Origin of the sequence: Phytoactinopolyspora mesophila (assembly GCF_010122465.1) — a bacterium.
In the GTDB taxonomy this organism is placed as follows: domain Bacteria; phylum Actinomycetota; class Actinomycetes; order Jiangellales; family Jiangellaceae; genus Phytoactinopolyspora; species Phytoactinopolyspora mesophila.
The window spans coordinates 1-14,872 of the sequence record NZ_WLZY01000021.1 but is presented as its reverse complement, the minus strand read 5'-3'; the positions used below and the strand labels follow the sequence as shown (position 1 = coordinate 14,872).

At 61.5% G+C, this 14,872-nt stretch carries 12 protein-coding genes and 1 pseudogene; 3 read left to right on the top strand and 10 right to left on the bottom strand.

From position 1 onward, the window contains the following. Nucleotides 1-683: 683 nt before the first annotated feature. The 7 genes from F7O44_RS29210 to rfbB form a co-directional block, all read right to left on the bottom strand. On the bottom strand, nucleotides 684-1,166 hold the full coding sequence (locus F7O44_RS29210; protein WP_162453862.1) for a hypothetical protein: 483 nt from the start codon (nucleotides 1,164-1,166) through the stop codon (nucleotides 684-686). A gap of 77 nt (nucleotides 1,167-1,243) precedes the next feature. Further along, nucleotides 1,244-1,903 carry a hypothetical protein gene (locus tag F7O44_RS29205; protein WP_162453861.1) on the bottom strand — a complete coding sequence of 220 codons (660 nt, stop codon included), beginning with the start codon at nucleotides 1,901-1,903 and terminating at the stop codon, nucleotides 1,244-1,246. Nucleotides 1,904-2,902: 999 nt separating this feature from the next. Beyond that, nucleotides 2,903-4,009 carry an OLD family protein gene (locus F7O44_RS29200; RefSeq protein ID WP_162453860.1) on the bottom strand — a complete coding sequence of 369 codons (1,107 nt, stop codon included), beginning with the start codon at nucleotides 4,007-4,009 and terminating at the stop codon, nucleotides 2,903-2,905. Nucleotides 4,010-4,486: 477 nt separating this feature from the next. After that, nucleotides 4,487-7,195, bottom strand: coding sequence for a family 78 glycoside hydrolase catalytic domain (locus F7O44_RS29195; protein ID WP_162453859.1), 2,709 nt, complete (start codon nucleotides 7,193-7,195; stop codon nucleotides 4,487-4,489). A 505-nt stretch (nucleotides 7,196-7,700) separates the two neighbouring features. Continuing rightward, nucleotides 7,701-8,300 carry a dTDP-4-dehydrorhamnose 3,5-epimerase family protein gene (locus F7O44_RS29190; RefSeq protein WP_162453866.1) on the bottom strand — a complete coding sequence of 200 codons (600 nt, stop codon included), beginning with the start codon at nucleotides 8,298-8,300 and terminating at the stop codon, nucleotides 7,701-7,703. A gap of 8 nt (nucleotides 8,301-8,308) precedes the next feature. Then, a complete protein-coding gene (rfbD, locus tag F7O44_RS29185; RefSeq protein ID WP_162453865.1) occupies nucleotides 8,309-9,247 on the bottom strand; it encodes a dTDP-4-dehydrorhamnose reductase in 939 nt (312 codons plus the stop codon). Nucleotides 9,248-9,252: 5 nt separating this feature from the next. Beyond that, nucleotides 9,253-10,245: a dTDP-glucose 4,6-dehydratase gene (rfbB, locus tag F7O44_RS29180; RefSeq protein ID WP_162453858.1), complete on the bottom strand. Its 993-nt coding sequence runs from the start codon at nucleotides 10,243-10,245 to the stop codon at nucleotides 9,253-9,255. Nucleotides 10,246-10,421: 176 nt separating this feature from the next. Between rfbB and F7O44_RS29175 the strand changes: the two genes are divergently transcribed. The 3 genes and pseudogenes from F7O44_RS29175 (at nucleotide 10,422) to F7O44_RS30845 (ending at nucleotide 11,537) form a co-directional block, all read left to right on the top strand. Continuing rightward, nucleotides 10,422-11,162 carry a DUF433 domain-containing protein gene (locus tag F7O44_RS29175; protein ID WP_222851818.1) on the top strand — a complete coding sequence of 247 codons (741 nt, stop codon included), beginning with the start codon at nucleotides 10,422-10,424 and terminating at the stop codon, nucleotides 11,160-11,162. 57 nt (nucleotides 11,163-11,219) lie between these two features. Beyond that, a pseudogene (locus F7O44_RS32410) lies at nucleotides 11,220-11,360 on the top strand (PIN-like domain-containing protein); the annotation flags it as partial. Between the two features lie 21 nt (nucleotides 11,361-11,381). Further along, nucleotides 11,382-11,537, top strand: coding sequence for a hypothetical protein (locus F7O44_RS30845; RefSeq protein ID WP_246221588.1), 156 nt, complete (start codon nucleotides 11,382-11,384; stop codon nucleotides 11,535-11,537). 861 nt (nucleotides 11,538-12,398) lie between these two features. On the opposite strand, the gene F7O44_RS32225 is transcribed toward F7O44_RS30845, so the two are convergent. From F7O44_RS32225 to F7O44_RS29160, 3 genes are read right to left on the bottom strand one after another with little or no spacing between them, the layout of a single operon-like run. Beyond that, entirely contained in the window at nucleotides 12,399-12,821 is a 423-nt protein-coding gene (locus tag F7O44_RS32225) for a DUF6262 family protein (protein WP_222851817.1), read from the bottom strand. Next, complete coding sequence (locus F7O44_RS29165) at nucleotides 12,818-14,593, bottom strand: tyrosine-type recombinase/integrase (RefSeq protein ID WP_162453857.1); 1,776 nt, start codon at nucleotides 14,591-14,593, stop codon at nucleotides 12,818-12,820. Before F7O44_RS29165 ends, F7O44_RS32225 begins: the two co-directional genes overlap by 4 nt. Beyond that, entirely contained in the window at nucleotides 14,583-14,747 is a 165-nt protein-coding gene (locus F7O44_RS29160; protein WP_162453856.1) for a hypothetical protein, read from the bottom strand. Before F7O44_RS29160 ends, F7O44_RS29165 begins: the two co-directional genes overlap by 11 nt. Between the last annotated feature and the right edge of the window lie 125 nt (nucleotides 14,748-14,872).

Genomic DNA, 14,872 nt, shown 5'->3' with positions numbered 1-14,872 from the left:
GCACGATCCGCGCTGCAACCATCGAGGTCAACGGCCAGCAACTCACTCTCGAACCCAAAATCCCCGAACACGCCCAGGAACTCCTCGACAAAATCAAAGGTCACTAAGCCCAGTGGGTGAAGTCAGGTCAGAGGGCGCTTTGTGCCTGCATGAGCCTCGGTGCTTGATCACCTCGGCATCTGTCCAGTACGCCTGGCGCGGATGCGAGCGATTGGCAAGGCCAATGCGAGCCCATGGTCATGACCATGGGCTCGCATTGGCCTTATCCCGGGTGTTAGTGGCTTCCGAGGTCGATGCTCACAATCCTTACGACCTTGTGCGGATCACCTTTGGACGCAACATATTCGCGATGGAACTGGTAGTCGACACGACCCGCTCCGCTGATTTCGTAGTGGTACACGCGAGACCACCCATCTTTTCCCTGGTATTGCTTTCCCTTCATAGGCGTTACCGTTCCCAGCTGCGGTTTTTTGTCTGGCTGGTGGGCCAGATGTCGCCAGAGCTCTTTAGCGTTGGCAGTCCCGCACGTCTCGGCGAGCGACATCCATAGGTCAAGGTGCTTGCGGTGGACAATCACCCTCCACTCGGGCTTCTCTGCTGGCTTACCTACAGGGCTTCTTCTGCCACGAATGGCTGGTAGCTCTGAGGTTTCGGCGGCGTGACCTTCCCCCGTTGCATGGTCCTTAAGCCTCCGCCGGTTCTTCTAGGTCGACCCAATCATCATCTTCGGTTTTCCCATCAAGGATTTCGCGTGCGACGCTGTCCGACAGCGTTCGAGCGCTGCGGCGCCACGCGGCGAGTGTCTCCTCGACGACACGGACGTCTTGTGCAGCGACAGCTCTTATTAGTGCGTCGTTGATCTCACCTTGGAACTCGGTAAGGTCTTCGTCGTCGAAGACTTCCATAAATGCCCACGCGCCGTAGTCGGCGACGCGCCTGTCCGCCCTTGGACGCATGAGCGCGTTGTCAAGGGTGACGTAGGCAATGACATAGTCTCGGAGGTGAGCCAGATGATCTAGCGTCGCTTGCCGAGTCATGACGAGCGCTTCGCCATCTGGAGCCCTGAACCGTGCTTGGCCCTCGCGCGCAGCTTTGATGAACTCTCGGCGAGCCGCACTGGCCAAGTCGGCAGTTTGGAACACGCGTTCCTGCAGGTCAGTAGACATTGAATCCTCCCCTCTTCTTGCCTCCTGCCACGATAATAGCCACGATCGTGTCACTCGGCGAGGGGCAGTCTAGAAATCTAGCCAGAGAACCTAACATCTCGGTCGGCAAGAGCTTCCCAGTACCTGCGCACGTGAGCACTCACGGACACTCCTGAAGCTACAGCCTGGACTTGAAGGATGCGCTCTATATGGTGATCAAGTAGGTGCTCAATCACCGCGAGTTGGCCCACCCTCGCAACCACGACCCTGAGCAAGAGTTGAACCATCTGGTCCAACTCTTGGACGACCGCACACATGTCATCAAGGTCAAGGTGCCGCTGGATGCCGAGCGGTTCTTGCCCGCGTCGCACGCTGATGTGCACCGCCAGACACGTCTGGGCAGCGAGTGTTACCGCTCGGGCGCCTTGACCTGTGAGGTCTCGGACCGACTCCAGATGTGCTTCTAAGAAGACGGGTGCTAGCGCGCTCGGCGAGACCCCTATCGACTCGCCCATCAGCTGGAGCAGTGTGGCGCTGGCGTCCAACATATAGGCGAATCGGTCCTCGGCGATCTCAGCTTGAGGCACTACGGTCTCGACTACGTGAGACTGGACGAACGCATAGATCACATCGAGTAGTCGCTCGTGAGCGCTTGCGTATTCGGTGATCAGACGATCCCTCAGGGACGTGTCCTGTTCGATAACGTGAGCGGAGATGATCTCCTGGGCGCACTGCCTCACGCACTGGAGATCTGCCATCCCCGCCCCCTCACCCCGCCCCATTTGCTTGCTGGAGAAAATCCTACGTTCGGTCGCCGACAAGGCTAATGGATGATCTTGTCACGGATGTATAACTTTGCACCTGATCTGCCACTACGCGAAAGGCTCGCAATTCACATGCGACATCGGAGTTGTGGCGAACAAGAGCGTTCGAGGTTGAAGCATGGTTTGAGCCAGGTCGAGAACTTACGGCCCGAGCCCCGCCGCATCCTGGACCTGGTCGGCGAGAGCAACAAGCCCGCCACGATGCCGCTCACCGTCGCGGGTGCTACGGGTGCTACGGGTGCTCGAAGCGTGCCACGGCGATCGTATCGAAGGGCTGCTGGTGCTGCGGACGCTATTCGGCATGTCACTCCGCATCACCGAACAACTACGAACGCGCCCGCGGTAACCTCGACGGCCACGGCATCCACTTCCTCACCGCCTACGTCGCCGGAGCCTGAACCCACTCCTCCAGGGCATGAGCCGGTAGTATGCCCGGTCGATTGCGTTCAGAAAGTCTCACGACAGGCGCCTGACTAGACGTGCCTGTCAGGTGTAGTCCCACATGGTCGGAGCGTCGACATGTGAGCCCTGGACGCACAGAGCGACATCTGGGCCCGCGCTGAAGGCGTCTGCCTGCTTGACACAACACCCTGGCGGGGCGACGTAGCGACCCCCATGACGGCCGTCTCGCCCGACGGCGTGTTGGTCAGCACGACGACCCGGTCGGGCTGACGGCCGAAAGGATATGGGGTGCGGCAATCAGGCTCGTGGAAGTTGAGTTCTCCCATAGATTGCGGTGCGTCCCGACTGGCTGCCGCTAGCGGAGTCAAACCCTTCGAGACCCTCGAAATGCTTGACTAGCTCAAAGGCCCGGCTGTCAGTCACATGGGCGCTGGCAGCAAACGCGCAGGCAACACGCCGCCCGGAAGCACATATTTCGGAGGTGGCGGGTGCATGGACCTCGTCCATCGGGCGTCAAGCCGCCGCTAATCGTCACTTGTCTACTGACGTGATCATGCGGGCAATAAGTGCGCTCGCGAGTACACGAGCTTCCTCGGCTACCTGGCCATTCGCCAGCCAGACGTCGATGCAACGGTCAATAACTAATCCGGGGCCACGCCACCCGAGCGATGTCCTGATGACGTCGAAAACCCGTTGATGAACAGCGAATCGACTTTTGTCCACGGCGACAAGCAGCGTCTGCACATCGGTCTCCAAGTACTCAGCGGCCCGCTCCGGATCCTGGGCAAGGGCCGAAACCAGTTCTTCTTCGGGGGACCCGCCCGGGAGGAAAAGACAGTCCGCGTACTCGTTCTTCGTGCGCAGGTCGCCATCGAGAACACACATTGATACGAGCCGACGTGATCTCCTGGTGACCCGGAACGCGTGCGCCGCTTCGTCCGAGCCTCCGCTGGAGACAACATCGAACTGAGCTGCCGCATGCGAGGCGAACCGCCGGATGATGGCGTCGAGAATTCGGCTTGCCATGTCATCCTCGACGTAGACGACAGCCTGCACGTGGTGAGGTTCGAGGGATAGCGCGCTGAGCACCCGCTCCGCCGAGGTCACATTTGTGATCTTCCCGCCGTTTGCGCCCCGCGTAACAAGGCGCTGGCACTCTGGAGCCACTCGGCGAATCATCGCCTCGGAGTGTGTGGCAATGACTGTCTGACAGCCAACGGCGTACGTGATGCGGGCGATCTCATCGAGGAAGGCAGCATGTCCCGGTGTGGCAAGGCAGGACTCTGGTTCATCGATGAGAACCACCTCGGTGGGTCCCGCGGACCGTAGACACCATAAGACGTAGTGCACCCAACGCTCGGCAGCACTCATCTGCCAGATGTCAATAGCGGCACCGTCATGCGCACACCGCACATGGGGAAAAAGATCGGCGGCCATTCCGACCGCTATGTCACCTTCCTCCACCCACTCGTAGCGGTGACCCAGTATCCGGCTCAACGCGTCCACGCCTGTCCTGCGCAGCCGTTCGACGCGGATGGGGGCCACTTCGCGGGGTCCGATATTCTCGGCGGCATAGTCGGTCTCGCTCTCCACCACATAAGAGGTGAGGTGCGTACACAACACGCTGTCTGCGACCATGGCTTGTGACGCGGACGCGTCCGACTGCAAAGGGCGAACAAACTTCTGCGCCAATGTCGGCTCACCCTCGAGAACGAGCTCGTACGTGCCGGTGAGAGGCCCCAGATCCCGACTTCGCTCCCTGTGCCTCAGGACCTGCCAACCCGGCAATGCACTTTCGAGCATCCGCAATATGGTGCTCTTGCCAACGCCGTGAACACCAAGCAGCGCGGTGAACTGCGAGAACTCGCAGTTGGCATCTCGGAATATCGGAGATGTATCAATTGTGACCCGATGTACCACAGGCGCAGGGCCCGCCAAGGCCTCCCACATTCGATCAACGTTGCTCAGCACGGGTCTCCTCGTTCTTGTCAGAGCCCCTCCATATTCTGCATGACGGTTCCACCGAGGCGGTGTTCTTGGAGCCCGAGTCATGGCCGCGGCCACACAAGCCCAGTACTTTGCCCAGTTCGAGGGCTGCAGGCACAACCGGCAGGCTTAGCGTCCGGTCCGCGTTGCGGAGTGCGGCTGACGGTAGGTGTGGTTGCCAGGTTCGGCGTCGAAGCGCGCACCGTCGGGTAGGTGTACTTCTGCAGTGGTGCCCGGGGGGACGGTGACGTTCAGTTTGAATTGATCGTCATGGATATGCCAGGCGGATGTGATTCTTCCGTATGGGGAGTCGTGGTCGGCTCGGGCGTGGGTGATGCCCGCGCCAGGTGTGGGATTGATGCGGAACCGCTTGTACGCCGGCCCGTCGTCGAGGAGCTGGATGCCGGCGATGTAGCGGTGCAGAAAGGAGATCACGGCTCCCTTGCTGTAGTGGTTAAGTGACAGGGAGGGTGTGCCCTCCTCGTCGGTGCCCCGCCAGTCTTCCCAGATGGTGGTAGCTCCGCGGTCGATCATGGTGAGCCATGATGGTTCAGTGTCTTGGAAGAGCAGTTCGTAGGCGACCTCGGGATAGCCAGTGTCGGCGAGAACAGGCAGTAGATAGGGGGTGGCGAGGAAACCGGTGCGGAGGTGCGTGCCAGCCTCCCGGATCAACTCGACGAGGCGTTTCGCGACCTGGGGACGGAGCTCGTCAGGAACCAAATTGAACGTGAGCGCGCGCACGTACGAGGCTTGGGTGTCGCTGGTCAGTGTGCCGTCGGGCTTGATGAACTCAGCTTGCCATGCTGAACGCACGGCGGTGGCGAGCCGTCGGTAGCGACTGACGTCACTGCCCCGGCCGAGGATCTCCGCGATTCTGGTGAGCAGCCGCGCCGAATAATAGAGGTAAGCCGTTGCCACGATGCCGTGGTCGGCTGTTCCGAGCCGCGGGATAGTGTCGGGACTCCACTCATCAGGCTCCAGCCATTCGCCCCAATGGAAGCCCGTGTCCCAGAGGAACTCCTCATGGGCAGCCGCGACAGGTCGCTGCTGCACCCGACTCTCATGTCGCCCCTCGCGCGCCATCCTGGTTGCAAAGTCAACCCACGCCGCCATAGAGGGCCACTGATCAGCCAGAAGATCGCGGTCTTCGTAGGCACGATAGATCTCCCAAGGGACAATCACCGCTGCGTCCCCCCAGCCGGCCGAGCCATGAGGTGCTCCGATCTTGTCCATGATCTCGGCAGACATGGTCTCCGGGGCACAGTGCAGCACCTTGCCGTCGTCGTGCTGGTCCGCGGTTAGATCCTGTAGCCATTTGATGGAGAAGCCCGCCACGTCGTAGATGAACGCGGCTGTGGAGACAAAGATCTGCCAGTCGCCGGTCCAGCCCGCTCGCTCTCTAGTAGGACAGTCCGTGGGTATGTCGCACGCGTTTCCACGGAAGCTCCACACAGCGGCTTCGTGTAATCGGTTGATCCGGTCGTCGCTGCACTCGAACCAGCCTGTGCGGCGTAGGTCGGTGTGGACAACAACACCGCTCACATCGTCGGCTGTGAGGGTTTCAGGATGGCCTTCGACACGGACATAGCGGAACCCGTGACTTGTATGTCGAGGTTCGAAGCACTCGTTGGGGTGACCCGCCGAGACCACGCGGTCGATCTGGAACGGTGCCGTCATGTTGACGAACTCCGGCTCCTGAACATACCTCGGTGCGTCCAGGTCAGGCATGAGGTGTTGTGTTGTGACGTCTCCGTCCTTGCCCAACGCTTCGCCGTATGTCAGGGAAATTGCTGTGCCTTCCGGTCCCAGGTTCCTGAGGCGGACCCAGCCGTTGATGTTCTGTCCCAGATCAATGACCTGCCGGTTTGGATGCAGGCGGGTCACCGTGGAAGGGCTGAGCTCTTCGACTCGGCGCACCGGAGGTGCGGGGGAGGAGACCAGGCGAGCAAGGTCGTAGTCACATTCAGTGACTGGCAGCCAGCCTCGCGGCTGTGCCATGGGCGAGTCCCAATTGCGCAGCGTGGCGCGTAGGTCGACCGTCTGTCCCTGAAACAGATCGGCCTCCGATATATGGCCAGTGCTGCACGTCCATTCTGGTCCTGTCCCAATTCGGGTGAGGGTTTGGTTGGCCTCGTAGACGTTGAGCTGGGCGAGGAGGGCGATGCTGGCTCCGTAGATGTTGGTCAGGCGAGCTCCGCTGACTTGTCCACGGAACCAGCCGTCGGAGACGATGGCGCCGAGTACGTTGTCGCCCTGTTGCAGCAGGTCTGTGACGTCGAAGGTCTGCACATGCAGGTTTGACCAGTAGCTGGTGAAGCCAGGCGTGAGTTCCATGTCGCCCACCCGCTGGCCATTGATGAAGAACTCGTATATTCCGTGTGCGCTGGCGTAGAGTCGCGCCGCCGAGAAATCGTGCTCGAGCTTGAAGGAGCGTCGGAACAAGTAGGCCGGCCGTGGGCTGCCTGCTTTGATGTCGTCGTCCTCAACCGGTTCGATGAATCGCGCCAACCAATCATCACGGGATAGCAGCCCCATTTCCCACCATGAGGGATTCGACCATTCGGATCTGCCTCGTTCGGTCCACGTCCGGGTGGTCCAGTTGACCCGTTGACCGGACTCGAGGGCGGGTCCGTTGTAAGGGACGAGCAGCGACTGGTCCGACTCGATGCGGCCTGTATCCCATAACACCTGGTCGGAGTCGGACAGTGCGGCGCGCACTTGGAATGCGATCTGTCGCCTGCTTCCCGCGGGCAGGTGCCACGAAAGTCTTGGTTGACGTGTTGTGATGCCCAGGGGCTCATCACGGTGTTCTACTCGCAAACCTGTTGGAGCCGTCATCTGGAATCCCTTCCGGAGGGAGCCGCCTGGCACGCCTTGCGAAGCGGGTGCAGAAAATCGCTGCGCGGCAGACAGTTGCCGATCCCACGATGTCGAGATGGCGGCCACGGGCCGAGCCGATTTAGAAATAGAAATTTTACTACAAGAAACTATCCGGCTGGAGATCGACGCGTCAACCGACTGCTAATCCTCGGGTTCGCTACAGCGGGCTCGAGCAGCAACTCAGTGACATGGGGGCCGGTGTGGAGGCGGCGGTAGAGCCGGCGGTTCGAGTTCGAGATGGACACCCGCGTGGGGTGTGTCGTGACCTCTACTTCCGGGGCTTACGTCCGCTGGTGAAAAGCCTGGACCGGCGCGCCCTCGACGTCGCGCGCCGGAAAGCTCCGCTCCCGGCACCTACTTCCCGAAAGTGGCTACTCGAGCGCCGCAAGCGCGCTGAGATCGCGTGACAGCCGACACCTTCATCGGCTGTTGCTTGACGACATGCTAGACGGCCAACACCTAGCTACCGGGTGAGGCTTTTGTAGTGGGCGAGGCACTCGTCGTACAAGGGCAGCATCCCGCTGCGTTCGGCGTCGGCCAGCATCGGCGCGGATGAGTCCTTGTCCGAAAGGATCAGCTCGAATTCGGGCGGCCACGGCAGATTAAGTGCGGGATCCAGCGGTGAGATGCCGTGTTCGCCGGCGGGGTTGTAGCTCGTCGAGCACAGGTAAGTCATCGCCGTGTTGTCTTCGAGCGCGATGAAGGCGTGTCCGAGGCCTTCGGCCACGTAGACGGCTAGGGAGGCGCTGCTGTCCAGCCGGACGGCGTCCCACCTGCCGAAGGTGGGTGAGCCTACGCGCACATCCACGACGACATCAAGCAAGGCCCCGCGTGGGCAGTAGATGTACTTGGCCTGGCCGGGGGGAGTGTCGGCGAAGTGGATGCCTCTGATCGTTCCGCGGCGGGACACGCTGTGATTGGTTTGCGCCACAGTCAGGGAGTGCCCGCACGCCTGGAGAAAAGCCGACTCCTGAAATGGGGTAGCGAACGAGCCGCGACGGTCGTGATGGATGCGCGGGATGAACTCGTAAGCGTCTCGCACAGCGAGCTCACGCACATCCATATCCACCGTTACCGCCCCATCACCGGACTCTGTTCAGCACTCGGGTCAGCGGATAGGCCGTAGCCGGATGCGGCGAAGAAGTCATGCAACGCGGACCGCCATGCGCGCAGGGGAGTGAGGCCCGCCGTGCGCCAGGCGTCGTTGGAGAGCACCGAGTACGTCGGGCGCGGCGCTGGGCGCGGGAAATCGGCAGTGGCGCAGGGCCGCACCCGCTCCGGATCGGCGCCGATTTCAGCGAAGATCGCCCGCGCGAAGCGATACCAGGTGGTAGCACCGGTGCCGCTACAGTGCAGGACGCGTTGCCGGGGCGGGTGGCCATCGGCGATGATCTGACCGAGTTCGAGCAACCCACTGGCGAGATCCGCGGTCCAGGTGGGGGAACCGTGTTGGTCGTCAACCACGGAGACGGTCTCCCGCTCGCGTTCGAGTTCGATCATCGTGCGCACGAAGTTGGCGCCGCCGGCCCCATACAGCCAGCTCGTGCGCACCACCCAGGATCTGTTGTTTTCGATGAGGACCTCGTCCTCGCCGGCGGCTTTGCTGCGCCCGTACACATTGCGTGCCGCTCGGGTCTCTTCCGGCCGGTAGGGCCGCCGGGCGTGTCCGGCGAAGACATAGTCGGTGGAGATGTGCACCATCGGCACGCCGTAGCGGGCACAGGCAAAGGCCAGAATCCGCGGGCCGGCGGCGTTCACCGCATAGGCGCGTTCCTGGTCGGTCTCCGCCGCGTCGACGGCCGTATAGGCGGCCGCGTTGATCAGCAGAGGCTGACGGTTGGCTCGTACGGCTGCCCGGGAGAGTTCGGAGATGGCCTCCGTGACGGCTCGCGTATCGAGCACGTCGAGCTCTGCCGAGCCAGGAGCGCGGACGTCAGCCTCCGGCGATGACAATGCCCTGAGATCGCGCCCGAGCTGCCCCGAACCACCGGTCACCAGGATTGACAACATGGCCGTCACGTCCCCGCGAGTAGGGTGCGCATTTTCAGCGGTTCCCACCAGGCTCGATTCTGGATGTACCACTGCACGGTGTCGGCGAGCCCTCGATCGAAGGGAACTTGGGGGTGAAACCCAAGCTCAGTGGAGATCTTGGTGATGTCTACCGAGTACCGCCGATCGTGTCCTTTGCGGTCGGTGACTGTTTCGACGTGTTCCCACGTCGCGCCGACGGCGGCCAGCAGCCGGTCCGTCAGCTCGAGGTTGCTCAGTTCGGTACCGCCGCCGATGTTGTAGATGTGGCCAGGGCGGCCCCGTTCGGCGACGAGCTGGATGCCGCGGCAGTGATCGTCGACGTGTAGCCAGTCGCGGATGTTGCGGCCGTCGCCGTAGAGCGGGACCTTCTGCCCGTCGAGCAGGTTGGTGATGAACAGCGGGATGACCTTCTCCGGAAACTGATACCGGCCGTAGTTGTTGGAGGAGCGTGTGATGCACACCGGCAGGCCGTGTGTGCGGTGGAAGGCACGTGCCATGAGATCTGACGCCGCTTTCGATGCCGAATACGGCGAGCTGGGTTCCAGAACATGATCTTCGGGCCACGACCCTGTCTCGATGGAACCGTAGACCTCGTCCGTGGAGACGTGGACGAACTTGTCCACTGCGGCGTCCAGCGCCGCTTGCAACAAGGTCTGGGTGCCGAGAACGTTGGTCAGCACGAAGTCGGCGGAGCCGTTGATGGACCGGTCCACATGTGATTCGGCGGCGAAGTGCACCATGAGGTTGACGTCCGTCATCAGCTCTCTGACCAGCGCCGCGTCGCACGTGTCACCCTGCACGAAGCGAAGACGGGGGCTGTCGGCCACCGGGGCGAGGTTGCGTTTGTCGCCCGCATAGGTGATCTTGTCCAGCACGACGACGTCAGCGTCGGCGAGAGCTGGATACTCACCGGCAAGCACGTGGCGCACGTAGTTCGACCCGATGAATCCGGCGCCTCCGGTCACCAACATCCGCATCCGCACTCACGTCCCATCGGCTCCAGGCAGGCGTCAGACCACTCCGAGCTCTCACTGCAGACAGAGCAAGCTCAGTACAAGGACACCAGTGATCTTGGGCTGTTCAGCAGAGGGCGGATTGTGCCTGGATGAGCCTCGGTGTTTGATCACCGCGGCATTGCGTCACTCTGGACCACTTGAATCTGCGCCGCTTGGAAAGTGCGGGAAGCCTGTCAGTACCGCGTGTCATGCTTGGAGTGCTTAAGATCGGGGCGTCGTTAGGGAGGTGGCCAGGAATGGTCGATAAGTTTGCCGATCCTTTGCTTACGGCTGCTGAGGCGTCCAGGCATCTGGGCATCCCGCGCTCGACGCTGCAGTCGTGGCTCAAGGACGACGCGCCTGGCGGCTCGCTGGTGCACGAGGTTCCCGCTCGCAAGCGTGGATATCCGAGCATGCCATTCGTCGCGGTGATCGAGGCGTACGTGCTGCGCTCGCTTCGTGACCTCGGCTTGTCTAAAGCCACAATCAGGCAGGCTGCGCTTGAGGTTCGTGAAGCGTTCGATACCCCCTACGCGCTGGCGGCTAAACGGATTGTGACTGATGGGGTGGACCTGTTCATCCGCCACTCTCCCGACCAGTACACACGGGTGGGAGACCAGCAGGTACCGATCCGGGAAGTGCTCGAAGACTATCTGCGCGACATTTCCTTCGACAAGGACGGGTTCCCGGGTCGACTGAGGCTTCGACGGTATGCGGACGCGGCCGAGTTGATCATCGATCCGCGCTTCGCATGGGGCGCCCCGGTGGTGGCGGATCAGAAGGTTCCAATACATGCGGTCGTAGATCTGTGGCGGGCAGGTGAACCGATGACTGTCGTGGCCGACGAGTTCGACCTGTCGCCGGCGACTGTCGAATCGATCTGCCGCGTTGCAGCCTGAGTTCTTCCTCGACCGAAGCCTCGGCAAGCTCGTAGCACAACAGCTACGAGACCGGGGCTGGATCATCCACCGCATCGCCGATCACTACGCGGACGATGCCCAGACGTCGCGGACGAGGACTGGATCGAAGAGGGCATCTCGCGTGGCTGGTCGCTGCTGACCAAGGACCGACGCATCAGATACCGGGCGTGGGAGCGCTCTGCCCTTACCCACGGTGTGATGTTCCGTCTGAGCAATGGCAACCTCAGCATCACCCAGATGGCGCGGTGGTTCGAGAACTCACGGACCAGGATCTGGAGCGTGACCAGCCATGCTGGCCCGGAGATCTGGGTGGTCTATGAGACTGAGATCATCAAACGCTGGCCGTCTGACTGACTCAGGCGCACTCCAAAGCTGTCTTCATTGGGGCCAAAAGAGCTGGTGCGGCCCGTGGACGATTGTGACTTTGCTAATCCCGGCGGTTAGGTTTAAGTTCCGATTGGGCGAGAATATTGGCCAAGGCGATTGGGTTGCGTGGGATTCGTTGGTGTTTTTATTATCTGAGGGTCGTCTCATTCTCAGGGCCATGCTCGCAGCTTGAACGTGTTATCTCGATCGAGTCGACAAGGGCGTGGCTATGCCGAGTCCTGGCGCGCTCTGATGCGGCATAAAGCGATGGGCCATATTCGATAGCGCCATGGTGAAGACTTCAGCGGCATGGTTTACCGGATCGCTGAGGTGCGTGGTGCAAAGCGGCGGAGGGTGGTTTGATCTTGCCACCCAAATGTGGGACTATGTAATGAATTCCTTATTTCTTTAAATGAAACGAACGAGGGGGGAAGGAGTATGGCGGAGTTTGTCGTTTCGATGGCCGTATTCACGGTCATTGTGGTGATGATCATCTGGTGCTGGCTGGAGGTATCGAGCAGGAAATGCGCTTAGAAGTCGTCTGAGGCGGGCGGAGCCGCCGATCGCCGGCGGGGCTGGGGAAGTTTACCCGGCCTCGCCGGCGATCACTGTGTGGTGGCCGTGGCGGTCGCGCAGAGCCAGGCCAACGCCGGAGCCGGAGGGACAGGCGCGGGGCCGCGTGGTTGAAGCGTCGAAAAGGCTATGAAGCGACGACGTGCGTTTTACAGTCCCGGTTGTCGTGGACGAGGTCGATGAGGACGCACGCTCACCCCCGTATAACCAGCAGACTAACGATTTCGAAGAACATCTCATATCAGCGGACTTGTAACCGGACATCATGTGGGTCCGCTAATCTTCTAAGCGTTTCCGAGGGCGTTGCTCAAGCTCCCGGCGTAGAGCGATGATCTGCCCGTGAGCTTGTTCGAGGGCCTCTTTGAGTGCTTTGATTTCCGCCCGGTGCTCTTTGCGGAGGCGTGCGCGTTCGGTGGTCAGAGCATGGACAAGTGTACTTTCCGCGTCTGGCGTTATTGCCGACGGGGATTTTGGCGTGGATCGAGAACGCAGGTGCTCGATCCGGCTTCGTAGGTCACGTTGGTTGTATAGGAAAGAATGAGAAACCCCAGCTTCGCGTTGGACTGCCTGAAACGTCACTGGGACGTCTCGTTTGACAAGCGTTCGGATCGCGCGTTCCGCGGCCTTAGTCTTTGCTTCCGACCGCGCCTTGGCGGCGGCCGCCAGGACTGCAGTTCGTTGCCCCCGCGTGCGAGTCACGAGTCTGCGCCCGGGGCATGGGTCTTGCGGCCGGAGAGGCGATATCCGTCGTACCGCACATCCGAGCGACGTGCCGCGATGAGCGCCTGCTCGGTCAGCACCTCGCGGTCTGCTACATAATGCATGGTCATTGCCGCGGAACGGTGACCGGCATACCGTTGCAACGCCTTGAGGGAGAGGTGATCGGAGAGCTCGGTGATCCGAGTGTGGCGGAAACGATGTGTCTGGCTAAGGTGCACTCGTCGCCCACGACTGTCGACGATCCGCACGATGTCGCTGAGCTCGCGTAGTTTCGCGTCATACGTGCCAGCGTTATAGGGCTTGTTGCCGTTCCGGTTGCCCGTCCGCTGTACGAACAAGTACTTCGGTTCGATGTCAGGATAGTGCTCGCGTATCCACCGTCGCTGCTCCTCGATAACAGCGATGACCGTCTGGTCGACCAGGATGTAAGCGGGCGCCCCGTCTATCTTCGTTTGGGCATAGGCGAAGCCGGCGATCTCGTCTGGGGCTGACGATTCCGGCGAGAGACTGTAACCCGGGGACGAGAACAGGCAGTCGAATATGCAGGTGCGGATCTCGCTTGCTCGGCGTCCTGTCAGGATCTGGAGCAGGGTGATGCGCATCGCCTGGGGGTCACCCAGGCCGTAGACGATTACGTGCTGGCCGTCGCCCGTGGTGACTTCCTTCTGCTGCTCACGGGGAAGCTCGAGCAAGGGCAGTGCCGCGAGGATCTGAATCTGGGCCTTTTTGTCGATGTATTGCTCCGGGCGCGACGACGTTCTGGCCGGAACGCTTCGGCGCTGTGGGTGCCAACTGGCGACGTGCGTGCCCGTCGCGCGGTCCCAAGGCGAAGGGCCAAGTGTCTTCCGGCTCTCGCTGGGATTGACGACGATGTACTCGAACAGCTTGGAGACTGCACCCAGATCTTGGGCCGTCTGCTCCGGGGAAACGCGCAGACGATCAGCCGAGCGGTGGTGACCACCGCGGTTGCGCCGATCGCTCGTCCATCGAGCAAAAGCGGCGGCCTGTTCGAACGCTGCGTCGGGATCGCCGAATACATCCTCGGGATTCTCGAATGTGCTGGTCAGCCAATGGTCGAATTGGACGAGGCCTTTAAGCTCACTCCCGCATACTGTTGTCCAGCGCAACATGCCGGATTCGACCGTCATACCCAGGTACCACTTGGCGCCTTCACGGAGCCATGGCGTTCGGATCCTCCCTGGCGAACAGCTGGCGTGTGCATGCGGCTCATCTTGCGGCAGGGGGATCCGCTTGTCGCATCGCGGGATCCAGTTGTCCAGGCGCCACCACGGCTCGTTCGAGCATCGAGCGATGAGCGCGTTCCTGGGGAAGCGGACGATGGCGCGAATCCCCGTCTGCGTACGTTTGCTGGGAAAACGCCTCCACCGAGTAGCGAAGTACCACTGTCGAAGGCCAGAAGCCGTATCCCAGTCCATTTCCTGCAACGACGTCGGGACCGGCCTGCCGTGACGGATTGCCGTCCGCAAAATCGTCGCTAGCTGGATAAGAGCCGGATGCGGAACTTGCATGCCGTCGAGGACATGCCAGTGCGCCATCCAGGCAAGCTCCACATGCAACCGACGGGGGAGTCCGGTCAGATCAATGGTGGTATGGTTGGGCGAGGTGATGATCTTCCAGTAGGGAATTTCCGGGCCGATGACGGGTCCGCGCCACATCTCCGGAAGGTCGTTCCAGAGCTCGTGCACCACATCGCGGTCGCCGACCACCCGGAGGAAACGTTCATCCGTCATGGCCGTTCTTTTCCGGAATGCTGCGTGACATCCGTTGGGCGGCTACGCGGAGTGCTTGGTCGTCGGTGACCCAGCCGTAAAGATCGACGGTGGTGGCTTCGTACTGGTGTCCCATGCGCTTGGCGACGAGCCACGGCTTCTCTCCGCTCGTCAAACTGGTAGAGAGCAATGTTCCGGCCGGTCCGAGTGGGTGGGAGTGATCTTGGGTCGGTGAGGCTATTCGCATGGTTGGTGATTGCGGGTGACTTCTAGCGGGTGCGGGCGATCTCGGCGGCGTAG

Bases quoted from the DNA above. Each gene is read 5' to 3' on its own strand.
- F7O44_RS29210 (WP_162453862.1), bottom strand. From the start codon at position 1,166: ATGTCTACTGACCTGCAGGAACGCGTGTTCCAAACTGCCGACTTGGCC.
- F7O44_RS29200 (WP_162453860.1), bottom strand. From the start codon at position 4,009: ATGGTCGCAGACAGCGTGTTGTGTACGCACCTCACCTCTTATGTGGTG.
- F7O44_RS29205 (WP_162453861.1), bottom strand. From the start codon at position 1,903: ATGGCAGATCTCCAGTGCGTGAGGCAGTGCGCCCAGGAGATCATCTCC.
- F7O44_RS29195 (WP_162453859.1), bottom strand. From the start codon at position 7,195: ATGACGGCTCCAACAGGTTTGCGAGTAGAACACCGTGATGAGCCCCTG.
- rfbD (WP_162453865.1), bottom strand. From the start codon at position 9,247: ATGTTGTCAATCCTGGTGACCGGTGGTTCGGGGCAGCTCGGGCGCGAT.
- F7O44_RS29165 (WP_162453857.1), bottom strand. From the start codon at position 14,593: ATGACGGATGAACGTTTCCTCCGGGTGGTCGGCGACCGCGATGTGGTG.
- F7O44_RS30845 (WP_246221588.1), top strand. From the start codon at position 11,382: ATGTTCCGTCTGAGCAATGGCAACCTCAGCATCACCCAGATGGCGCGG.
- F7O44_RS29190 (WP_162453866.1), bottom strand. From the start codon at position 8,300: ATGGATGTGCGTGAGCTCGCTGTGCGAGACGCTTACGAGTTCATCCCG.
- rfbB (WP_162453858.1), bottom strand. From the start codon at position 10,245: ATGCGGATGTTGGTGACCGGAGGCGCCGGATTCATCGGGTCGAACTAC.